The sequence below is a fragment of the Brevibacillus sp. BC25 genome, assembly GCF_000282075.1.
Classification (GTDB): domain Bacteria; phylum Bacillota; class Bacilli; order Brevibacillales; family Brevibacillaceae; genus Brevibacillus.
Genome location: NZ_AKIX01000072.1, coordinates 1 through 21,613 on the forward strand (window position 1 = coordinate 1; position 21,613 = coordinate 21,613).

Annotated in this window: 19 protein-coding genes and 1 pseudogene; 13 read left to right on the top strand and 7 right to left on the bottom strand. The window is 45.9% G+C overall.

The genetic code is table 11. The features are described 5' to 3' along the window. A partial coding sequence (locus tag PMI05_RS19370; RefSeq protein ID WP_007725360.1) for a sensor histidine kinase KdpD occupies positions 1-905 on the top strand: 905 nt, incomplete at its 5' end. A gap of 49 nt (positions 906-954) precedes the next feature. Here the strand turns inward: PMI05_RS19370 and PMI05_RS19375 are convergent. Then, the gene (locus PMI05_RS19375) at positions 955-1,449 is read right to left on the bottom strand and encodes a GNAT family N-acetyltransferase (RefSeq protein WP_007725361.1); all 495 of its coding nucleotides are present in this window, start codon (positions 1,447-1,449) and stop codon (positions 955-957) included. Between the two features lie 309 nt (positions 1,450-1,758). On the opposite strand from PMI05_RS19375, the gene PMI05_RS19380 reads away from it, so the two are divergent. Genes PMI05_RS19380 through PMI05_RS19390 form a run of 3 tightly spaced genes read left to right on the top strand, consistent with a single transcriptional unit; the run spans position 1,759 to position 9,015 of the window. After that, a complete protein-coding gene (locus PMI05_RS19380; RefSeq protein ID WP_157230914.1) occupies positions 1,759-3,354 on the top strand; it encodes a PPC domain-containing protein in 1,596 nt (531 codons plus the stop codon). 16 nt (positions 3,355-3,370) lie between these two features. Beyond that, on the top strand, positions 3,371-8,767 hold the full coding sequence (locus PMI05_RS19385) for an RHS repeat domain-containing protein (protein ID WP_007725364.1): 5,397 nt from the start codon (positions 3,371-3,373) through the stop codon (positions 8,765-8,767). 14 nt (positions 8,768-8,781) lie between these two features. Beyond that, a complete protein-coding gene (locus PMI05_RS19390; RefSeq protein WP_007725370.1) occupies positions 8,782-9,015 on the top strand; it encodes a hypothetical protein in 234 nt (77 codons plus the stop codon). 222 nt (positions 9,016-9,237) lie between these two features. On the opposite strand, the gene PMI05_RS19395 is transcribed toward PMI05_RS19390, so the two are convergent. Then, positions 9,238-10,119: a YitT family protein gene (locus PMI05_RS19395; protein WP_007725372.1), complete on the bottom strand. Its 882-nt coding sequence runs from the start codon at positions 10,117-10,119 to the stop codon at positions 9,238-9,240. A 241-nt stretch (positions 10,120-10,360) separates the two neighbouring features. Between PMI05_RS19395 and PMI05_RS19400 the strand changes: the two genes are divergently transcribed. The 3 genes and pseudogenes from PMI05_RS19400 (at position 10,361) to PMI05_RS19405 (ending at position 11,744) form a co-directional block, all read left to right on the top strand. Further along, positions 10,361-10,846, top strand: a complete 486-nt coding sequence (locus tag PMI05_RS19400) for an SRPBCC domain-containing protein (protein WP_007725374.1) — start codon at positions 10,361-10,363, stop codon at positions 10,844-10,846. 61 nt (positions 10,847-10,907) lie between these two features. After that, positions 10,908-11,021: pseudogene (locus PMI05_RS30145) on the top strand (hypothetical protein); the annotation flags it as partial. 78 nt (positions 11,022-11,099) lie between these two features. Next, positions 11,100-11,744, top strand: a complete 645-nt coding sequence (locus PMI05_RS19405) for a DUF2625 domain-containing protein (protein ID WP_039961035.1) — start codon at positions 11,100-11,102, stop codon at positions 11,742-11,744. 41 nt (positions 11,745-11,785) lie between these two features. On the opposite strand, the gene eutH is transcribed toward PMI05_RS19405, so the two are convergent. The 3 genes from eutH to PMI05_RS19420 form a co-directional block, all read right to left on the bottom strand. After that, positions 11,786-13,057 carry an ethanolamine utilization protein EutH gene (gene eutH, locus PMI05_RS19410; RefSeq protein ID WP_007725378.1) on the bottom strand — a complete coding sequence of 424 codons (1,272 nt, stop codon included), beginning with the start codon at positions 13,055-13,057 and terminating at the stop codon, positions 11,786-11,788. Between the two features lie 375 nt (positions 13,058-13,432). Beyond that, positions 13,433-13,633, bottom strand: coding sequence for a cold-shock protein (locus PMI05_RS19415; protein WP_007725380.1), 201 nt, complete (start codon positions 13,631-13,633; stop codon positions 13,433-13,435). Positions 13,634-13,881: 248 nt separating this feature from the next. Then, on the bottom strand, positions 13,882-14,481 hold the full coding sequence (locus PMI05_RS19420) for a nitroreductase family protein (RefSeq protein ID WP_007725382.1): 600 nt from the start codon (positions 14,479-14,481) through the stop codon (positions 13,882-13,884). A gap of 205 nt (positions 14,482-14,686) precedes the next feature. On the opposite strand from PMI05_RS19420, the gene PMI05_RS19425 reads away from it, so the two are divergent. Further along, on the top strand, positions 14,687-15,049 hold the full coding sequence (locus tag PMI05_RS19425) for a VOC family protein (RefSeq protein ID WP_007725384.1): 363 nt from the start codon (positions 14,687-14,689) through the stop codon (positions 15,047-15,049). Positions 15,050-15,102: 53 nt separating this feature from the next. On the opposite strand, the gene PMI05_RS19430 is transcribed toward PMI05_RS19425, so the two are convergent. After that, positions 15,103-15,888, bottom strand: a complete 786-nt coding sequence (locus PMI05_RS19430; RefSeq protein ID WP_007725386.1) for a class I SAM-dependent methyltransferase — start codon at positions 15,886-15,888, stop codon at positions 15,103-15,105. 149 nt (positions 15,889-16,037) lie between these two features. Here PMI05_RS19430 and PMI05_RS19435 point away from each other — a divergent pair, with 149 nt between their 5' ends. Continuing rightward, positions 16,038-16,700, top strand: coding sequence for a futalosine hydrolase (locus PMI05_RS19435; protein WP_007725389.1), 663 nt, complete (start codon positions 16,038-16,040; stop codon positions 16,698-16,700). Continuing rightward, a complete protein-coding gene (locus PMI05_RS19440) occupies positions 16,697-17,542 on the top strand; it encodes a 1,4-dihydroxy-6-naphthoate synthase (protein ID WP_007725391.1) in 846 nt (281 codons plus the stop codon). The genes PMI05_RS19435 and PMI05_RS19440 overlap by 4 nt, the downstream gene beginning before the upstream one ends. A 63-nt stretch (positions 17,543-17,605) precedes the next feature. On the opposite strand, the gene PMI05_RS19445 is transcribed toward PMI05_RS19440, so the two are convergent. Next, entirely contained in the window at positions 17,606-18,142 is a 537-nt protein-coding gene (locus PMI05_RS19445) for a superoxide dismutase family protein (RefSeq protein ID WP_007725392.1), read from the bottom strand. 153 nt (positions 18,143-18,295) lie between these two features. On the opposite strand from PMI05_RS19445, the gene PMI05_RS19450 reads away from it, so the two are divergent. The 3 genes from PMI05_RS19450 (at position 18,296) to PMI05_RS19460 (ending at position 21,612) form a co-directional block, all read left to right on the top strand. Beyond that, the gene (locus tag PMI05_RS19450; protein WP_007725394.1) at positions 18,296-18,973 is read left to right on the top strand and encodes a response regulator transcription factor; all 678 of its coding nucleotides are present in this window, start codon (positions 18,296-18,298) and stop codon (positions 18,971-18,973) included. After that, on the top strand, positions 18,970-20,373 hold the full coding sequence (locus tag PMI05_RS19455; protein ID WP_007725395.1) for a cell wall metabolism sensor histidine kinase WalK: 1,404 nt from the start codon (positions 18,970-18,972) through the stop codon (positions 20,371-20,373). The genes PMI05_RS19450 and PMI05_RS19455 overlap by 4 nt, the downstream gene beginning before the upstream one ends. 150 nt (positions 20,374-20,523) lie before the next feature. After that, complete coding sequence (locus PMI05_RS19460) at positions 20,524-21,612, top strand: Fe(3+) ABC transporter substrate-binding protein (RefSeq protein ID WP_007725396.1); 1,089 nt, start codon at positions 20,524-20,526, stop codon at positions 21,610-21,612. Position 21,613: the final 1 nt, after the last annotated feature.

Sequence of the window (21,613 nt, forward strand, 5' to 3'; positions counted from 1 at the left end):
GGGTAGGCAAGCCGCTCTTGCACATGGTGAATTGGCTGGAAAGACTGGCCCAAGGTCGCTATGAGGAGCCCATCGGGAAAAAAGGGAAACCAATCGGAAGGAATTGGCGAGGGAAAGAAAAGAAGTCATTTCGTGTGTTCAAGGATGTGTTTGACGCTCTCCGGCATCTGAGTGAAACCTTGCGTTCCAATGAAAAGCTTCAGCAAGAGATCGAGCAGACGCGAGAGGAATGGATTACCGGGCTCTCCCATGATCTCAAGACACCGCTGAGCTCGATTTACGGTTATGCTACCTTTTTGGAGTCCGAACAGTATGAATGGGACAGAAAAGAAGTCAGCGAATTTGGGAAAACGATACGGGAAAAGTCAGACTACATGAACGGGCTGATTGAAGATTTGAATTTGACCTATCGACTCAAGAACCAAGCTTTGCCGATGGTTAAACAACCTGTTGCGATCATTGAAACCATTCGCAGGATTGTGGTGGATATGGTGAACGATCCGAGCTCGTCCTTGCATGACATCGAATTTTCGGCGAATGTCCAATCGATAACGGCCGAGGTTGATCCAATCTGGTTTCGCCGCATCATCGTCAACATTTTGACAAACGCGATCAAATATACCCCGGCAGGTACACACGTGCTCGTAGAGGTACAGTCGATTGCAGCCGATCAGTTTGTGGTCAAAATTGCGGACAATGGTCCGGGTATGGATGAGACGACACTGGCCAATCTGTTCGAAAGATACTATCGAGGTGGGCATACAGGAGAGAATACCAGTGGTACGGGGCTGGGCATGGCGATAGCTAAACAGCTCGTCTTGGCTCACGGGGGAGAGATTATGGTGGAGAGCAAGCTGGGTAGCGGAACTGTTGTCGTGATGACCTTTCCTGCGGTCACCAGCTAGTTAGTTTTCTTAATAAAAGCCAAGGGCGCTGTCCCTTGGCTTTTTTCTGCTATGGCCTCGAAAGGAACGTTTGTATGACTTTGCCATCCTCTTGACGCTCTTGAAAGTGATTGGCTGTGTAATCGCGGATGCTGGTACGCCAAAAGCTGATGGCGGGCATGTTGTTTTCCAATTGAAAGACTTCCCAGGCACCCGGGAACATTTTGAAGACTTGATGGGAGGCCGCTTTTCCGATCCCCAGTCGACGATAGCGCTTCATGATAAAAAATTCAGCAATAGAGTGGATTGATGGCAAATCTGGATCAGGGCTTGTGAGCATGCGGACAAGGACAAACCCGGCCAGCTTACCATTTACCTTGATGAAAAAGGGATGGCGTTCTGGTTCGACCCAATACTTCTCAAAGTAGTCATAGCCAAACAAGCCGCCGTTATCTACTTCGAAAGGCTCAAACTCAGTGAAGTCGTACGTATACAGCTCCAACAGTTGCTTGAGAGCGTGCTTCTGTTCAAAAGGAACCCGTTCTATCGAGAATGCTTGATTCACTGAGAAAACCTCCTTTTTCCACGAGATATACGAGTATCGTACTCTATTTTTTAGGTTGTGGAAACATATGGTAGACACTTCTTTACAGAACCTCACACGAGCGTTCATTTTGCTCAAGATGGTTCCAGCTAGGCTATACTAGAGTCAAACGATGAAATCAATACGAAGCAAGACAGCAGCCATCCGGTGATCAGCCGGGTGGCTGTTTGCGTTTGGTGGTTGGTGTCATCGTTTGAAAAAATCAAAAGAAAGGGGTACAGAAATCACATGAAAAGGAAGCATCTTATTTTTTTTCTGGTTTGTTGTCTCATGTTGCAACCCGCATCAATTATTGCAAAAGAAAGAGACAATCCTTCCAAAAAGGCTTTGCCAATGAAGGCGGCAGATCGGTCCAGCCAGCAATTTGATCGAGAGTGGGTCCACTATCAAAATGAATGGGAGCTGCTCATGAAGCTTTCCGTCAAAAACAAGAACCTCGAACTGGCAAAAAAATTGACTAGGGAAAGAAACGATTCTTTAGCAAAACGGAAAGACAAGAGAACAGGGGATTTACATGAGAAGTACCAAGCTGAAATGAAAGCGGCACGGGAGCAATTAACGAGTCGGTCTGTGAAATCCTTCGCTGCTGCGAAAGCAGTTTCTGTAGCTTCTTCCGTCGATCTATACGAGCCGAATGATGATGTTTCACAGGCTTCTCCAGTAAGTGCTGGGAATTCAATCGAAAGTTACCTATCGTACTCAGGCGATCAGGACTTTTATTCGTTCGAGGCCAAGAAAAATGCTCCGATAACGGTCAGCTTGCAAGGTCCTTCTGCCATGGATTACGACGTCTATGTCCTTGATGAACTCGGGGAGGTAGTAGCAAGTAGTGCCAATGGTACGGGTGAAGAAGAAATGGCTTCGTTCCAGGCAACAGCTGGAAGCAAATATTATCCAGTCGTCCATGGGTTTGGTTTTTCTACCGACGAACCGTATCAACTACGTTTGGCAGAAGATCAGTTGGAGGTGACGCCATTTTTGGTTGGCGGTCAACCGTATTATGTCAAACTAAGTGCTCTCGGCGGAAATCTTCACACGCGAATTCGGGCCGAACTAGATCCGCAATCGTATCCAGAACTGAAGACGAACAATTCTCTGGACGTCACGCTGGAAGGCGTTTCAAGAAATGTGTACAAATTCACGCCTGATGTTTCGGGAAATGTAAAATTTTTCACTAGTCCTTTTGGAGAAGGGGATATGGTTGTAGATACTGTTCTCGAACTCTATTCTGACGAAAAATTAACCAGTCAAATTGCCACGAACGATGACAACGGGGAGTCACTATTTTCCGAGATTCAGATGTATGGAAAAGCTGGTGACCCTGTCTATGTTGTGCTCTGGGCATATAGCGAGGATTTCTCTTTTGTGAGGCTGAATGCAAGTGCCGATTCTTCAGGGAGCCCAACGATTGCAGTAGGCTCTCCCGTTATTCAGGAAAACTCGATTAATGACGGAACCATTTCAGCGACACAGGTTATTACACTTGCCAATGGAGCATTCGTTCAAGACATGTCTAGCGGAGTCACTGTGAATAACTTGCCTCCAGGCTTAGGTGTTCAGGTTACGAGGATGAGTGACACTCAACTATCCATTGCATTTACGGGCAAGGCATTGAATCATGCGAACGTAAATGACGTATCAAACGCAACCGTATCCATTGCTCCAGCTAAAGTAGTTGGTGCTTCTACCAGTCTTACGAGTAACCCGTTTCGTTTTGATTTCATCGACACTGCCAGCGGGGGTTCATTCCAATATGTCTACAATAACCGGAATCAATTGATGCAAATTTATGAGAACGGGACTCTAATCATCGAGATCACCTACGATGAAAATGGGAACGTCCTGACAAAAACAAGAGTGAATTAAGGGAGGGATAACGAACATGAAGCTACAAAAATGGCTAACGTCATTTGTAACAGCTGCTTTGGTAACGACTGCGCTTTTTCCAAGCATGGCGTATGGGGTACCAACCAATAAGTCTGCTAAGAAGGATACAAAAGAATGGGTCATTGAGAAAATCAATAACGTCCCATCCAAAAGCGCAGAGGAAGCAGCTCCTGCTCAAGTGCCAGTTTTGACAGAAGCAGAGATGAAGGCTGTGTCATGGGACCCGCTCTCAGCGGAGACAGTGATCGCCATGGCGAAAACGTTTGATCGCAAATCGATGCAGATCGCCTCTTACTTCTATCCGAAACTGAGAAAGCTGTTGAGCAACAAGGAAAAGGTAGAGCAAAATACATGGAACGATAAAGTGGTCCAAGATTTGCTGAAGAGTGTATCGAATAGTCAACGGGAACAATTAATGACCCACGTTCCTGATATTTTTACTTTTGAGAAAACACAAACAGAAGAAGTAGGTGAATTGAGCAAGCAGTCGATGGCACTCGCGCTCGCGGCTGAAGACGTCCAATACTCAGTGGGGCAAATGGCGCAGTATTACACGAAAACATACTCGGGCAAGCCCGTAGACGAGTTTTATCGTGCAGCGAATCTGGTAGAGACCGACCTAGCGTTGTCTGGAAAGAACGGAATGGATCTGGTCATCCAACGGGTATATAACCAGTTGGACAGCAAAACGAGAGAACCCATATTGAAATACGATAGTAGAAATGATACGTGGGAGAATCGCAGGGAAACCAAGCTGTTCAAAAACGAGTTCATCCCATTTGCGACAGGATGGAGCTTTAACTTTCCCACATTTGAGTACTACGACGAGATTACGACAGAAGAAGTGAGTCACTTTTCAGAGAGCGGCGAGCGGAAAACGCAGTATAAATTAGCTGTTCGGGAGGACGAAGCAGGGAGAAGCGTATCTCGTTATGTTTTTCATCTGGAAGACGGCACAACCCTGATCCGAGAAGGGAACGAGTGGGTGAATTATCCCTATGAGGGGATCTCTTTTACGGAACAAACAGAGGGACGAGATGTTGAATTAATTGTGAATGGATATCGCTATACGTTTGACCGATCCAGCAGTGAGCTTTTGGTAACTAAACGCAATCCATTTGGTGATACGATCCGATACCGCATGGATGAACAAAATGACCATGTTGTCGAGATTGAGGATACGTATGGACGCTATGTGGTGATGGAGCGAGACAAGGCAGGCGGAATCAAAAACCTGAAATTGTACAGAGATCAAACTGACAAAGATCAGGATGAGCCAATCAAAACAATTAACTACGATGTCGTGTACAGTAACAATACAAGTCCTGAACGCAGCACTTCTGCTGAGTTGGTTTCTGTTGAACAAAACGCTGAAGTCATTGCCAGCTATGCGTATGAAATGCGGGAGGCAGAATTTAACCTCATTAGTAATTACACTTTCAATCGCGATGATTCCTTTGCCTTTGAGTCGGACGATTACTTGAACCAGGACAATGAAAATCGCAGCAAAAATTTGGATTACTTGTTGTTGCGATCAGTTCATTATCCGATCAATGGGTTAGCGATGACCTATTACTATTCCATCTACCAGGAAAACAAAGTGGCACAAAGCCGTGGGGTTGTTCGACTTTACCAGGATGACAATATTTTGTCCTATGTCAGCTATCATCCGGTAAGCATGGTTGATTTCAGTTACATCCCGTACGGAAAGACAGAAGAAGAAGTCATGTACAGCTTGGAATACAGCATGGGGAATGGTGCGGGGCAAAGAACGTGGGAAATTTGGAAGAAACCAAGAACATGGTCGGCCCATCGATTGATCGACGCAGATGAGCGTTTTGGCGATATTGTTTCCACGATTGAATACGATTCCTATTCACACGGAGTCGAGCAGACCTTCCAAACTGATGACAGCGGCAACCATTTAATGAAACGGGTTCGAACCAAAACGCTGCGGGACAACCCTGATTTGCAAATCAGCGACGGTAACACAACCTACAAATACAATCCTGTCCAGTATACAACCTACGCGTATCTAGATAAAAAGCCGCTCTATCAATTCAGTTTTATGGACGGTGTTCCCAACGAGACGATTCGTGAGTTCTTGATGGACCCACAAGTAGATCCAGACGGTTCTTTGCAGATAGATTCTACGAGTGAAGAGATATTACCCAATTATGCAAATATCACGAAGTTCCGCTATAACGACTTCGGAGATATCACCGAGCATGTTGACGCTAGCGGTATCGTGACGAAATGGAATTACGAGTTTTTTACTGTATGGGGAGAAGATCAAGCATATCGCCCTGTTGAAAAGGTTACCAAGAAATCAAGTGACAATGAGTTGGCACAGACCAACTCGTTCACCTTTAATGCAGATATGCTGATTGATCAGGAAACAGAAGAACGAACCTACCGAACCAGTACAGGTGAAAGAACAGATACGGTTATCCGTAATCTGGAGTACAACACTGACGAACAGGTTTCGAAAATAGAAGAGATTACGTCTACGACTGATCCTGCGATAGCCGATAGCTATTTGGTGACCACATTTGATCAGTACGACAATTATGGTCATGTGATCGAAAAGGCAATCAAGGAAGTTGATTTGGGCAATCAGACGACCGATCTTGTTTTTCACTATGAGTATGTGAATGGTCTGGATTTGCTAGAGACACAAACTTTCAGTGATGGCAGCACCGTTCACTACTTCTATGACAATCTGGATCGTCTTAACGAAGAAGTTTTTGATCACGACGGACAGAAAAAGAATGTCGCCTACACCTTCGATGATGCTTCCCGTAAAGTGACGAAAGAAGTATTTACTAATGGGGAGGCAGACCCCAATGAATTGAAACAGGTTACCTATTATACCGTTCACGGTGATGTAGAATTTCAAGAAGAAGTGAGCAATAACGGCACGAGAACGCTGGTCGCGAACGAGTATAGCAGAAGCTTGTTTGACGGCAGACATGTAGGTTCTACTACCCCGAATGGGATGGAAGAACGCAAACTGGAATATGACTACTATTCGGATGGCAGCCTGAAATCTGTTACGAATTCACAAGGAGAAGCAACGACTCATTCCTATGCAAACACAGCCGTAACAGACGACAGCTATCTGCCCCAGGGAGCCGCTGTCGTACAGCACCCGAATGGTCTGCAAACCGTACAGTTGCTTGACCAATTCGGTTATGTACAAGTGGAGCAGGCAAAGGATCTCAGTCAAACACGACGTATCGAGTATGACTATGACGGATGGGGCAGGCTCTCTACAAAAGAGGTCTATGGCTACGATGGAGAAATCCGTTATTGGAACTACTTGTATGATGTAGCAGGAAACCTTGTGTATTTAAATAATCCATTGAGCCAAGAGTATCGCTATGATTATGATCCTCAAGGAAACCTCGTCAAGGTAACGGAAAATGGTACAGAGGCGAGACAGTATACCTATAATAATCTCTCTTGGAAATTGGGTGAATCCGATGTTCAGGGTAATCAGAGTGAAAGCATACGCTATCAGTTGAACGGTGAGTTAGATTCAGTCACGGATAAAGCAGGGAATGTTCACCAGTACACCTACACGCCGTTTTATGAAGTAGCCGAGCTACGCGTAAACAAACCGGATGGTACAACTGTTTACACGAGTACAAACGAGTATGATCCCATTACACGCCAGGTTACTAGACAGTCTAATAGTGATGGGCAAGAAATCGGATACAGCTACGATGCTTTTGGACGCTTGAAAAACCAAACAGCGTTTAACCGCAACTACACGATTGGCTACGAAAACGACGATAGTGCCATGGATTACCTGACGTATCCAGATGGAACGAGAGTCAACTATTCCTACGACTATGAAGGTAGAATCAAGAGCGTCGATAGTACACTTTCCGGGTTGATCACCTATCAATACACACGCAGCTCCTCGGGTGATACGGAGACCGTTCGCTATCCGAATGGCATAGAGGCTCGGAAAGAATACAATTCCTTTGGGGAAGCCGTCACAACAGGGCATACGCAAAATGGTGCTTCTGCATGGACGGAACAATTACGTTATGATGCATTTGGCAACAAAACAGAGATTCAGCAAAACGGAAAGACCTATCGCTATGCATACGATCAGATTGATCGAATCGAGACAGAGTCGAATCCGCAGGGCGAGCGCACCTATCGTTATGACACGAGAGGCAATCGGGAACATGTGGAAGGCACCGAGCCACATACAAAAGACAGCTATACATTTACCTACGATGGATTGAACCGCTTGAAAACCTATTCGAAACAGAATGGGGACAGCGGTTCTTTTTCGTACAATCCGGATGGATTACGAGCTGTGAAGGAATCCAATGGGCACGCTACGAAATATGTTTATGTAAATGGGTATGTGATTGAAGAATTAGATCAAAACGGTAACGTGAAAGCCCAAAACATCTGGGGGAACGGTATTTTATTCCGCAAGCTCCACAGTGGTGGGCAGCAAGGCGGTTATTACCTTGGAGACAGTCTGGGCAATGTCAAAAAGATTGTAGATAGGAAGGGACAAGTACTCAACACCTACGATTACGATATTTGGGGCAATATTGTTGCGAAATCGGAGTCCATGGCAAATCCGTTTACGTATACGGGTGAGGTGTACGACGCGGAAACAGGGCTGTATTATCTACGTGCTAGATACTATGATCCGAGTGTTGGGCGGTTTATTTCGGAGGATGCGTATAAGGGGCAAGTGGATAATCCGCTGACGTTGAATCGGTATACGTATGTGGAGAATAATCCACTGAGATACAGTGATCCAAGTGGACATAGGAAAAGAGGTATAGATTTTTCTTGGTCATTTTTTACGTATCAATACGGGATTCACGATGGAACATACGTAGACGCTTGGTTCGACGGAGATATTACAGACTCAGAATTTTTGAAAGGTGTAGGTATTAAACATTATGGCTGGAGAAGCGGGGATGATAGAAGTCGAGGGGACATAATTGGAAGCCTAAATGACTTTGATAATGATGAGAAAAATGTAGTGGAGAACTTGTTGGAAATGGGGCATGATGTAAAACCTATTCCAAGGATAAAAGGCCAAAAAACTTACGATTTTGAAGTTGATGGTGCCCCTACAGAGTTAAAAACAGCAAACCCCCAAAATGGTATACTGAACATTAATTCAGCAAGTGACAAGATACGTGAAGGTCTACTGAAACAACAAGCACATGTTGTAATTTATGATATGAGAAAGTTGACAAGTGATCCGTCAGTCTTCAATATTTATGAAGTTATTTATGACACAGCTAGAAAAATGAAAGATCAAGTATGGGGAAAGGAAGTCCATATTTGGACTGAAGACGGGATTTACGAATTTAATTATGGTTATCCTGAAAATATGACATAGGAGATGAAAAATAAATGGCTGGAATGCAATGTAAATGTGGAAAGATACTTTCAAATACCAGTTCTCCTAATGAAGTTCAACTAAGGGTGTATTCTGATCTAGAGTATGAAGAAATTCTAGGGTTATCATCAATCAGAGATATATTCCCTCCAAAAAATGATGTTTGGCGATGCAACAATTGTGAACGAATATATGTATTTGACGAAGAAGATAATCTTTTAAAAACGTATGTATTAGAGATAGACTAATGTTATAGACCCCAGGCCAGCATATGCTTGTCTGGGGTTCTCTTTGTGTTGTAGAGGGAAATAGCCCCGACCCAAATGCTCCAAACGAGTATCTAAATACTCCTTTGGGGTTTTCTTCATGTAAGAAGAATTCTTACAAAAAGATTTGTATTCGTAATTACAAAAATACCCTATAGAACGACTTTTTCAAAAGTCCACTCTATAGGGTACACTTTTCTCCCTTTAATGAATCGCTTTCTTCTTAAACTGCCCGCCGCGCACATCGTGAATATTGCCGACAGCCAAGAAGGCATTCTCGTCAACTTCTTCCACGATCAGCTTCATCTTGGCTTCTTCTAATCGTGTAATGATGCAGAAAATTACTTTCTTGTCGTCTCCAGTATAGCCGCCCTCACCATTCAAATAGGTAACGCCACGGCCCAGACGAGCTACAATTGCATCTCCCAAATCCTTGTGATTGTCGCTAATGATCCATACCGCTTTAGACTCCTGGAAGCCTTCGATGGTCAGATCGATCATTTTGAATGCAATGTAGTAGGCGATCAGCGAGTACATCGCGCGATCCCAACCGAATACAAATCCGGCACTGCTCAAAATGAATAAGTTCATGAACATTACGATCTCACCAACGGAGAACGGAGATTTCTTGTTAAGCAGTACAGCGACGATCTCTGTACCGTCCAGAGAGCCTCCATAGCGAAGAACAAGTCCTACACCAATCCCGAGAAGTATGCCGCCAAATACAGCAGCAAGCAGGGGATCATCTGTTAGCCCTTCGACAGGATGAAGCAGTGTCGTTCCGATTGACATGATCGTAACCCCGAAGAGGGTCGAGAGTGCAAACGTTTTTCCAATTTGCTTGTACCCTATAATTAAGAAGGGCAAGTTAAGCACGAAAAGGAAAACGCCAAGAGGGAACCCAGACAGATGCGAGGTAATAATCGAGATACCTACGATTCCACCGTCGATAATATTGTTCGGTACGAGAAAGATCTCGAGCGCTACCGAAAACAGGGAAGCACCAATCAGGATACCGAAGACCCTCTTGAGCAATTTTCCAATGGGTAATTTCTGATGAGCCGATTTAGCAAGTGGTTGTTCCATCGTTCCTCTCCCCATTGTGAAATTTTTTACTTACTTAGTTATTATAGCATTCATTCTTATGCGATTACTGCACAATTACACTTTTTAGTAAAAAATATTCCATTCAGACTTGTTCAGACTCATTAATACGCTTGAAATCTCGTTCAGACGTGAAATTGGAGATAGCGAGTGTTCTGTATTGACTGGTTATACAGAAATTGCTATTTTCAAACTGTTAGGAAAATAGTTGGGGGGAAGCACAATGGGTTTCTTGAAAGCGGAGATAGAAGTATCATCGTCTATAGAGCTGGTTTGGTGGGCATGGACACGAAAGGAACGGCTTATTCAGTGGTTTGCGCCTGATGCAACGATTGAGCCGTATCTGGGTGGAGCGTACGAATTGTACTTCAATCCAACCAATCGCGACCAGATGGGGACGAAAGGGTGCATCATTACCCATTTTGAACCGAAGGAGCGCTTGGGCTTTACATGGAAGGGACCGGATGAATTTGCAGATACCATGAATCACGAGGATGCCTTGACTTACGTACTTGTCACCTTGTCTGAAGCAGAGGGGAAAACGCAAGTATTGGTCGAGCATTTCGGTTGGAAAGAGGGAGAGGAGTGGGAAAAGGCTCGGGGCTGGCACGAAATGGCTTGGTCTCATGTTTTGAGGAGCTTGAAATCTGCACTTGAATCGGGCAAAGGAGATTTGTGCTGCTCCCCACAGGCTGCCCATCAAGGGTAGATTTTGAAGATTCGTCCGTCATGGCGAGCTAATGTGATGATTACATAAACAGACTATGCTTCAAAGCTTCCCTTCCTTCGGGCGGGTATATGCCGCCTATGGAGGGGTTTTTATCATTCTTGCTGTTTTTTGGGGATGGATGGTGGATTAAAATACACCCGATTTGTATGACTAGGTGGGTGCTATCAGCTACCTGGTAGGAGTGAGCGTCATCTTGTGGGCGCCGCCCAATAACTTTGGAGTGGGGGCTGAAATGAAAAGCTTCGAGGAATTGTACTGCGAAGAGGATTCAGCGATAGAAGAAATAAAAAAATGGCAGTCAGCATCAGACCGAAAGATTACCCTTCTGCCGTCTGAACAGGAACAAGGGAAAAAACAGCTTGTTGATTTACAAGTAACGATGAGGTCAACTCTAGGTGCTGTTGCTTTCGAAACAGGCGGGATTCTGATTCACCAAGGCTGGCTACGCATTCTAGGGTCCGGTCATCCTCATTTACCTCGTTCCATCACTTCTTGGAATCAGCAATGTGCATTGAACGAGATGCTGTTGGTAGCAGACGATGTCATAGGGGGATTCTTTGCGATCAATGGTGGAATGTTCCCGGATTCGGTAGGCGGTATATGGTATTTCGCTCCGGACAGTCTTGCGTGGGAGGACCTTGAAATCGGCTATACCGACTTTTTGCACTGGGCAATGACGGGGGATATCCATACGTTTTATGCCACATTTTTCTGGAAGGATTGGGAGAAGGACGTTTCCCTGCTAAAAGGCGATGAAATGTTTGCGATCTATCCTTTTTTGTGGTCAAAAGAAGCGCGTGAATTAACGATGGAAGGGTGCTCAAAAAAGCCGGTACCTGCATTGGAAATTTGGGAGATGAGCCAAAAAGCTGTGTAAAGAAAAAAAAGAGCGGCCCACGAAGGACCGCTCTTTTGCTTTTATTGTTTGGTTGCTGCAACTTCAGCTTGAGCGTTGTGATTATCCAAGTACTCATCTGGACCGATAATTCCTGCAGCACGATCTTGTTTTTCCAGTTCAAGTGCTTTCGGAACGGAGAGCCAGTAAGCAAAAGCAATCCCGATAATACCTGCACCCAATTTACCAATCATGACCGGCAAAATAATGTTTGGTTGGAAGTTAGCCGAGAAGGACAAGTGGTCACCCAGCAAGAAAGCTGAGCAAACCCCGAAGGAAATGTTGATAACTTTGTCTTTCGGCGGCATGGAACGAATGAGACGGAACATCGCTAGGATGTTCGCGCTAGTTGCGAGCAAGCCTGCACTACCAGAAGGGCTCATGCCCAGCTTATTACCCAATACTTCGAGCGGCTTCGCTGCATATTTACGCAGCATGTATACCATTGGGAACGCACCTGCGAGCATAATCCCGATGTAACCGGCAGTTTCCAATGCACGGTATTGATCGGTTGGATCGGCGATGATCGGATCGAAGCCCCAAGCTCCGAAAATCTTCGTGAAGATGCCAGTAAAGTGTTGCACGATCGAGAATACGAGTACGAGCTTGATAGCTGCATCCATTGTCTTTCCGAAAATCATGAAGCCTTTAATCATCAAGTCTGGCAGGAAGCGCAGACCAGCAGCAATCGCTAATACGAAGAACAAAATTGGTGAAAGGTTCAACAGTACCTGACCGAAACCAATAGCAAAAGCATATGTGGATTCAGCGTTTGTCGAGATTTCATTGCGAACTTCTGCATTTGTCAAAACAAGAATGGCGCTGGAGATAAAAGCACCAATCGGAACTGTCAAAATACCGGACATTACGCCAAGCGCCATGTATTTATGGTCGCGCTTGTCCAACATAGCAAGACCCATTGGGATGGAGAACACGATTGTAGCACCGGCCATCAGACCGACGATCATCGCCATAATCCAACCTTCCGTGGAGGTCTTCAGGAGGTTTGCCAACTGATAGCCACCCATGTCAGATGCGAGAATCGCAGTTGCCGCAATCGCAGGATCTGCTCCAATTTTGTTAAAGATGGGTGATACCGCTTTTTCTACGAACCAAGAGATGTACGGGAGGGACGCCATAATACCGGCAGCAGGAACGAAGATGTAACCTGTTGAGTGAATCCCTTCCATGAACTCCTTACCGAGACCTTCATCGCTGTTGCGGATCGCGGCAATGGCACCAATTACTGCACATAACATGATGATGTAAATAATGACGCTTCCAATGTGCTCCATGGATATCCCACCTTTTTGCGGATGTAAACAATAAAAGCACTTAGGATCTCATAAATGAATGAGATTTACCCTAAGCGCCTTTGCTTATTTCGTATGAACTTTTGTTTACAGGTAATGTCAATAACAACCAACTGGAACCGCTTTCATAGCTCGCTAAAAATAAACGAAAAAGGCAAGTCACGTTTATTTCGTTGTGTACATTTTAAAACTTATGCTAGAAAGCGCCGTTGCTTTACTCTGCATTATAAAGTGATTATATGGGGAGGCATAGCTAATGTCAACTGCTCTTTAGGAACAAAGAACGAATTTTGTGAGGAAAAATGACTGGAAAAAAAAGCCACCCTTGTTATTCGCAAGGGCAGCTTTATGTGTAATTTACAGTTTTGTTACGTTCTCAGCTTGTGGACCACGGTTGCCTTCAACCACGTTGAATTCAACGCGTTGGCCTTCTTCGAGGGTTTTGAAACCGTCGCCTTGGATTGCGCTGAAGTGAACGAATACATCGTTTCCGCCTTCAACTGCGATGAAGCCATAACCTTTTTCTGCGTTGAACCATTTAACTGTACCTGTTTGCATGGGTGTTACCTCCAACAAAATAAAATGAATATGTAACTTTTATTTATATAAAATAAAATTCACACATTGTAAAAGGTTCAAACATAAATGTAAACCCTTTACAATATGTGAACGCTTTAAATAAGAATCTTTTGTTTAAGCTAATACTATCACAGACGATAGAGGAAAGCAATCGCTCAATAAACGAAAGAACGGCCCGAGTACGAAATCTCTGAGCCGTCCATTACGAACATGGAGCGAAATGTTACTTAGGAAAAGAACTTCACTCTCTCATCCAGCGATTGGAATTGTTTTTCACCTGGTTGAGCGGTTGGTTTGCCAAAAGGCATTTGTGCTCTCAGCTTCCATGTGCTAGGGACCTTCCATGTTTGTTGGACTTCTTCATCGATGAGTGGATTGTAATGCTGCAAGGAAGCACCGAAGCCCTCGATTTCCAATGCAGTCCACACAACATACTGAAGCATTCCGGAAGATTGCTCGGACCAAATCGGGAAATTATCTTTGTACGCTTCGAATTGCTGCATGAGGTTTTCGACGACACTTTGGTCTTCAAAGAAAAGAACTGTGCCGTAGCCGCTACCGAAGGCGTTCATTTTTTCTTCCGTGGCTCCGAAATTTTCAGCGGGAACGATTTTACGCAAGGTTTCTTTGGTGATGTTCCACAGCTTATCGTGCTCCGCACCCAAGAGGACAACAACGCGAGCGCTTTGGGAGTTGAATGCGGATGGTGAGTACTTTACTGCTTCCTGCACGATTTCTTTAATGCGCTCATCAGATACAACATTTTCCTTGCTGATCCCATAGTACGTTCTTCTGTCTTTTACGGCTGCAATAAAATCCTTACCCACTCTGCATTCCTCCTGCAACTTGTTTTTACAATATCATGATGCATTGAAAGGGAGAAGCTTATTCAATGTTTGGTTCCTTACATTTCGTAATTAAATATAAATACATGTGCAACTATTGTCAACATTTGGGTATGCTGATAGCGATAAGTAAACTTTTTTTCGGTTACAATTGGAGGATAAGGTTCGAGTTAGTAAGGAGGATATTATGATTACCAAAATGGCCACGGTAGCTGTTTACGTAGAAGATCAGCAACGCGCAAAAGTGTTCTGGACAGAAAAGGTTGGATTTGAAGTCAAGCAAGAGCACCCGATGGGACCAAACAGCAGTTGGCTGGAGGTAGGACCAGCAGGTGCCCAGACTGCTTTGGTACTCTATCCGAAAAGTATGATGAGCGACTGGCAGGAACAAAAAGCCTCGATCGTTTTTGAATGTACAGAAATTGAAAAGACGTACGAAACGATGCGCACAAACGGTGTTGTTTTTCAAGGGGAACTGAACAAGATGCAGTGGGGGACCTATGCGACTTTTCAGGATGAAGATGGCAACAGCTATTTGCTAAAAGGATAAGCGTAGTGACAACCTCTGGCCAAATACGGCTAGAGGTTTTTTTACAGGAAGAATCAAACAATCGCGCGAACGAGGTAATACATATGCGTAGTTGGCAGACCGTCAGAAGTCGCATAGTGGTCAAAAATCGGCATAACACTCTCCATGTGTTGTTCGAAGGTGGACGTGAGAATAGTGGGACTTTGCCCGAAGCAACGCATGCGAATGACATCGAGTGGGGTCTGAAGATACTCGGTGGCGATCACCGTCTGAATATCCACTCGCTGGAAAGCAGCTTGTCTGAGTCTCTCCTGTAGATTTTGCAGGATCGGAGTGTTTACTGGACGTGAACCAAATAAATGAGGAAACCATTCGAATAATTCGGAGGACATTTGATCGCCCGGATGTAATCCGATGAATGAGCCTCCTCTTTTGACGACGCGTGCTATATCTGGATAGGCGGAGGTAGGTCCCTTGCGATTGTAGGCGCAATCGAACGTATCGTCATGGAAAGGGAAGGTATATTTCGTATTGGTGACAACGAAGGAAACGTTTGCGGGTGTTTGCGTACGGGCGTTCTGCACAAAGTTTTCTGTCACATCCAAGCCGACAATTTCTTTGGCAGAACGACTCCAGTGCAGTGTGAATGCTCCGTGCCCGCAGCCGATATCGAGAACGGATTGATTCGGAACCACGCGACCAATTTCCTCCATAAAAAGCGACTCGCCATTCGGTTCCGTAATGGTAGAGCGCCACGGATATACGTATTCACCAGTCATTTCGCCCAGCTGAGTGTACCAGGCCAAAGAATGGGGGGCGAGCCAGTCGGGATGGGTGTTCGGATTCGGTGGATGAAGCATAATCGGTCACCTCTTATCTAACGAAAATGCATAGCAGGTTCCATTGTAATAATTTCCCTGTCTTTTGACAAACTCTTTAAACGCCTTTACACGAACGAAAAGTAGCGATAACGTGGGAGATGGAAAGCGGTTGAAAGGAGCTAGGGTAAATGACTTTGTCACAACAATATAGAAGCATTCTGGTCGTGACCTCCGTTGATGCAGAACGGGATGCAGTGATGCGCGGCATTCAAGGGGATGAGCGTTTCACAGTCATCGCTGGGGGAGTAGGACCAGCAGCGGCCGCAGCGAGTACAGCCAGAGCGCTTGCTTGCGCGGACTACGATCTGGTCATTTGTGCAGGAATATGCGGCGGATTCGTGGGACAAGCAGAGATTGGGTCGCTCGTTGTCGCGACAGAGATTATTTGTGCGGATTTGGGGGCAGAAACGCCTGAGGGCTTTTGCAGTGTAGACGAATTGGGATTTGGATCAGCTCGAGTAAGTGTCGATCAGGGGTTGGTCGAACGGGCAACGGAAGCAATGAGGGCAGCAGGCTTGGCTGCCAAAAAAGGCATCGTACTCACACTATCAACCGTAACGGGAACAGCGGAAACAGCGGCGGCTTTGGCACAGCGGATGCCAGACGCGCTGGCTGAAGCGATGGAGGGGTATGGCGTTGCGACTGCTGCCGAGGCTGCTGGACGACCTGTTCTGGAAATTCGCACGGTATCGAATGCAATTGGACCGCGAGATAAATCCGCTTGGCGGATAAAAGATGCGTTGGAATCTCTGGAAAAGGGAAGCTCTGTACTACGGGAGGTACTATCATGAAAATTGCGTTTTCACCATGTCCGAATGACACTTTTGTTTTTCATGCCTGGGCACATGATTTGATTCCGGGAGCGCCAAAGCTCGATATTATGTACGCAGATATCGATATTACGAATACGCTTGCTGCACAGGGGGAAGGCCCTGAAGTAATGAAAATCTCCTATGCGGCATTGCCATGGGTGATGGATAACTACTCGTTGCTCCCTTGCGGCGGTGCACTGGGCAGAGGATGCGGGCCACTCGTTTTGACCCAAGGAAATTCTGGCGAGAGTGCGAAGGATCCAGCACGCCTGTCCAACAAACGTGTAGCAGTCCCGAGTGAGCGCTCCACAGCTTATTTACTGTTCCGGCTCTGGGCAGCACAAAATGTCCCAGGTGGTGTAGGGGAGATCGTCGTCATGCCGTTTCATGAGATTATGCCTGCTGTACGTGACGGCAAGATCGATGCGGGACTCGTCATCCACGAGGCACGTTTCACGTATCAAAACTACGGGCTGTCTCTCATGACGGACTTGGGCAACTGGTGGGAGTCTGATACCAATTTGCCGATTCCGTTGGGTGCCATCATCGTGAAAAAATCAATGGACATCGAGGCTCTGACCAATTGGACGCGCTCCTCTGTGGAATATGCATGGGCGAATCCAACCGCATCACAAGAATATGTCATGTCCCATGCCCAAGAGCTGTCTCTGGAGGTAGCGCAAGCGCATATTAACTTGTACGTGAATGAGTTTACGAGAAATTTGGGTAACGATGGTTATGCAGCTGTCGAGGCGTTGCTCGGTCGTGCAGCCGAGGAAGGGCTTGTACCAGCATTTGATTTGTCTACATTACGGCGATAGCTGATTCAATAATGGGAGGGGGCAGCTTATAGAGTTGCCCCCTTTTCCTGTTCGAGTGAAGCGTCATCCAGCGTAGATCAATCCGCATGCCAGTCGTTTCCCGCTATTTCCTGCCGGTTGCGAATGGAAGTCATCGGGACTTTGGTGGATGATCACGCTTCTACCAACTACATCTGCTGCACTGATTTTGTTTGTGAAAAAAGTCATTCGTGCATAGCCGTCATTGGAAAACAGTACGGGGAAGTCGCCTACGTGGTTGCCATGTGGTTGCTGTGTAGGGTTCCAGTGACTGCCTGCTGCGGTAAAGGGGTCATTCGGATTTCCTACCGTACAGGTGCCATGCTCATGCAAATGAAAACCAAATGGCCCGATTTGCGGTTGATTGCCAGCGGCTGGCTGGAAAGCGGGAAGACCGCTGACTTCCACGAACACTTCGGTACCGTAGGGGACATCGGTAAACACAACATATCCATTCAGATTCGGCGCCAGTGGACCGCCCTGAATTTCGGCAAAAGATTGTCCTGTTCTCCGCCCATGTTGTGAGGACACGGCTCGCAGGTCATATTCATATGGGTATTCATAAGGCTGATATCCGTACATGTTACACCACCTTACATTTATCCAGTTTGACATATCTTATGTAAGAGGTGGGCGTATGGTTACTGGGCTGCGTAGGAGAACATTGACGCTGAAAATTATTTTCATCTACAATCAGGTGGAATTCCCCGGCATGGGCAAAAGGGTGGGCAAAACGTGAAAAGAGTGCTGCTGATAGAAGATGAGATCAATATGGCCCGATTTATTGAGCTGGAGCTTCGCTACGAATCGTTTGCGATTACAGTCGCGCATGATGGACATAAAGGACTCGAGCTCGCTTTACAGGAAGAATGGGATGTCATACTATTGGACGTCATGCTTCCAGGGCTTGATGGTATAGCGGTTTGTCAAAAAATACGCAGCGTGAAAAAAACGCCGATTATTATGCTGACAGCCAGAGACAGTATTACAGACCGTGTCGCAGGCTTGGATAGTGGTGCCGATGATTATATTCCGAAGCCATTCGCGATCGAGGAGCTGTTGGCACGCATACGCGTTGTGTTTCGCCGTCAGGAAGAACAGGAGAATGTCCCCCGAACCATGCTCGCGCACCGAGGACTGGTGGTCCAAATAGAGGGACGTATCGTCACCAAAAATAATCAACCTGTTGAGTTGACCAAAAGAGAGTATGATTTGCTCGTGACGTTCATGAAAAACATCAATCGTGTCCTGCCTCGCGAGGTGCTACTCGATACCGTATGGGGATTCGAGGCGGCTGTCGAGACCAATGTTGTCGATGTGTACGTTCGGTATTTGCGTAATAAAATCGATTCTCCCAATGAGGATAGCTATATCTCGACTGTACGCGGGATTGGCTACGTGATGCGAAAATGAGAGGACCATCGAGATTCTTAAAGCTCCCGATCAAATGGAAGCTGACACTCTGGTCGTCACTTCTGCTTTTTCTCGTATTCATTGGCTATAATAGCTTCCAATATTTTTTTGTAGAGAAGTGGATGTTTAATCAGGAACAACAGGTTGTGCAACAGACGATGCGAGAGTTCCTCAACTACACGCTGGAAAAAGAGCAATCTTTTGAGGGGGAGGACCTCACAGAGCTACGCAGCTTCCTGGAGAAAATCAATCAACGAAATCAGATGATTCGCATTCTGGACGAAGAGGGTAAACCGATTGTTGTCGTATCGGAAAATTTTCAAGATATCACACTGCCACCGCTTCCACCTGTTCAGTCGATTCGCACCCAGACCCAAGAAGTGCGTGGTGACCTGTTGATCATGAGCAGTCCTCTTACGATCTTTCAATTTAACGGGACAGTCATGATTCTGAAGAATATGAAAGAATTTGAGCAGTTGAGTGGTGCGCTATTTCAGGTCATGGCAATTGGGTGCTTGACTGCTGTGATCATAAGCGGACTGGGTGGCAGATTGCTCGCGCGGCAATTGCTTAGGCCTTTGCAATCGATGAATGAAACGATGAGCAACGTCCGGCAAAAAGGATTCCATGAACGCGTGCAGTTTCACGATAATCAGGATGAGATTGCGACCTTGATGAAAATGTTCAATAAAATGATGGATCAGGTGGAGCGGTCCTTTTTGCAGCAGAGACAATTCGTCGAAGATGCCTCACATGAGCTGCGGACGCCGATCGCGATTATCGAAGGGCATCTGGGAATGCTGCGGCGTTGGGGCAAAAATGATCCAGCTGTTTTGGAGGAATCCTTGCAGACATCGATTCAAGAGCTCGCCAGACTAAAAGGACTGGTGCAGGAGCTACTCGCTTTGACAAGAGCGGAGCATGTGGAGATCGAAGAAGATGTCGCGCTCCGTGATCCGGATCGGGCTGTCTGTCGCATGATCAAGAAATTTGCCACGATTCAGCTGACATTTACGATCGAGCAAGAACTAGCGCCTTTGGCTGGAGAAATCCTTGCCATTTCGGAAGAACACCTGGAGCAAGTGCTACTGATCCTTTTGGATAATGCCGTCAAATATTCCGGGGAGAGCAGGAGAATCCTCGTGAGGGCCAAGGTGCAAGAAAATGTAGCCTGTATGGCTATCATAGATGAAGGAATCGGCATACCCGAGCAAGATTTGCCGTATGTTTTGGACCGATTGTATCGGGTAGACAAAGCCAGAAACAGCGGGGAGAGCGGGTATGGACTCGGGCTTGCGATCGCCAAAAGATTGCTTGCGCGTTACAACGGAAGCATAACGATTCAGAGTGTGGAGCAGAAAGGGACGACTGTGACTGTTTTTGTACCGCTTCGTCAGTGAATTTCAACCGATCCACATCTCGCTAAAAATAATTGAGGATGTTTTTTTATTTTCACAGCATTTTCTCATTTTTGTTCGTTACAATAAGCCTTGTCAATTGGCAATGATATTCATTATCAATAATCACTGCGATAGAGAGGGAGAATCAAAATGAGAAAAAAATCGATGCTGGCGGTCATGCTGAGTACGATGCTGACGTTGCCAATACTTGCTGCATGCGGAAACGGCGCGAATACTGCCCAGCCGCAAACAGAAGCGCCAAAGGCACAGGAGCCGGCTGCCACAGAGCAAGTCGTTAACGTATTTACAGCGCGCCATTACGATATTGATAGCAAACTGTTCGCAGAATTCACGAAGCAAACAGGCATCAAGGTAAACGAAGTGAAGGGTACAGCAGAAGAGCTGGTTGAGCGCTTGAAGCGTGAAGGAGAGAGCTCCGAAGCGGATTTGTTCATCACGGTAGACGGTGGAGTTCTGAACTACGCGAAGCAAAATGACGTTCTGCAACCGATTCAATCTGCTGAAGTAGAGAAGAACGTACCGAAAGAACTGCGTGATCCTGACAACCAATGGATCGGTATGGCTACCCGTGCGCGTGTGATCGTATATGCGAAGGATCGCGTGAAGCCAGAGCAGCTGTCTACGTATGAAGATTTGGCTACGGATAAATGGAAAGGCAAAGTATTGGTACGCTCTTCTTCGAACTTGTACAACCAGTCACTCGTTGCTTCTTTTATTGGGCTGAATGGCGAGCAGGCTGCACTGGATTGGGCAAAGGGTCTGGTAAACAATTTCGCACGCAAGCCTGAAGGTGGAGACCGTGATCAGGCAAAAGCAGTCGTTGCCAAAGTCGGTGACGTTGCGATCATGAACACCTACTATGTTGGACAAATGCTGAACTCCAAAGATGCAGAGGAAGTAAAAGTCGCGCAAAACATCGGCGTTTTCTTCCCGAACCAAGAAACGACAGGCACACACTTGAACATCAGCGGTATTGGTTTGACCAAGCACGCGAAAAACAAGGACAATGCCGTGAAATTGATTGAGTTCGTCACAGGTAAAGAGGCTCAAACGATGCTGACAAACGGAAGCTACGAGTTCCCTGTAAATGCAGAGGCTGACAAGCCTGCTCTTTTGAAAGAGTGGGGAGAATTCAAAACGCAAAAGCTCGACTTTGCTAAGCTTGGCGAGTATAACAAAAAAGCGGTAGAACTGCTGAATCAAGCAGGTTGGAAATAAG

Excerpts from the sequence above, each read along its gene's own strand:
- PMI05_RS19395 (WP_007725372.1), bottom strand. The coding sequence starts at position 10,119 with ATGGAACAACCACTTGCTAAATCGGCTCATCAGAAATTACCCATTGGA.
- eutH (WP_007725378.1), bottom strand. The coding sequence starts at position 13,057 with ATGGAGCACATTGGAAGCGTCATTATTTACATCATCATGTTATGTGCA.
- PMI05_RS19460 (WP_007725396.1), top strand. The coding sequence starts at position 20,524 with ATGAGAAAAAAATCGATGCTGGCGGTCATGCTGAGTACGATGCTGACG.
- PMI05_RS19440 (WP_007725391.1), top strand. The coding sequence starts at position 16,697 with ATGAAAATTGCGTTTTCACCATGTCCGAATGACACTTTTGTTTTTCAT.
- PMI05_RS19455 (WP_007725395.1), top strand. The coding sequence starts at position 18,970 with ATGAGAGGACCATCGAGATTCTTAAAGCTCCCGATCAAATGGAAGCTG.
- PMI05_RS19445 (WP_007725392.1), bottom strand. The coding sequence starts at position 18,142 with ATGTACGGATATCAGCCTTATGAATACCCATATGAATATGACCTGCGA.
- PMI05_RS19390 (WP_007725370.1), top strand. The coding sequence starts at position 8,782 with ATGGCTGGAATGCAATGTAAATGTGGAAAGATACTTTCAAATACCAGT.
- PMI05_RS19435 (WP_007725389.1), top strand. The coding sequence starts at position 16,038 with ATGACTTTGTCACAACAATATAGAAGCATTCTGGTCGTGACCTCCGTT.
- PMI05_RS19415 (WP_007725380.1), bottom strand. The coding sequence starts at position 13,633 with ATGCAAACAGGTACAGTTAAATGGTTCAACGCAGAAAAAGGTTATGGC.
- PMI05_RS19400 (WP_007725374.1), top strand. The coding sequence starts at position 10,361 with ATGGGTTTCTTGAAAGCGGAGATAGAAGTATCATCGTCTATAGAGCTG.
- PMI05_RS19380 (WP_157230914.1), top strand. The coding sequence starts at position 1,759 with ATGTTGCAACCCGCATCAATTATTGCAAAAGAAAGAGACAATCCTTCC.
- PMI05_RS19425 (WP_007725384.1), top strand. The coding sequence starts at position 14,687 with ATGATTACCAAAATGGCCACGGTAGCTGTTTACGTAGAAGATCAGCAA.
- PMI05_RS19385 (WP_007725364.1), top strand. The coding sequence starts at position 3,371 with ATGAAGCTACAAAAATGGCTAACGTCATTTGTAACAGCTGCTTTGGTA.
- PMI05_RS19430 (WP_007725386.1), bottom strand. The coding sequence starts at position 15,888 with ATGCTTCATCCACCGAATCCGAACACCCATCCCGACTGGCTCGCCCCC.
- PMI05_RS19405 (WP_039961035.1), top strand. The coding sequence starts at position 11,100 with ATGAAAAGCTTCGAGGAATTGTACTGCGAAGAGGATTCAGCGATAGAA.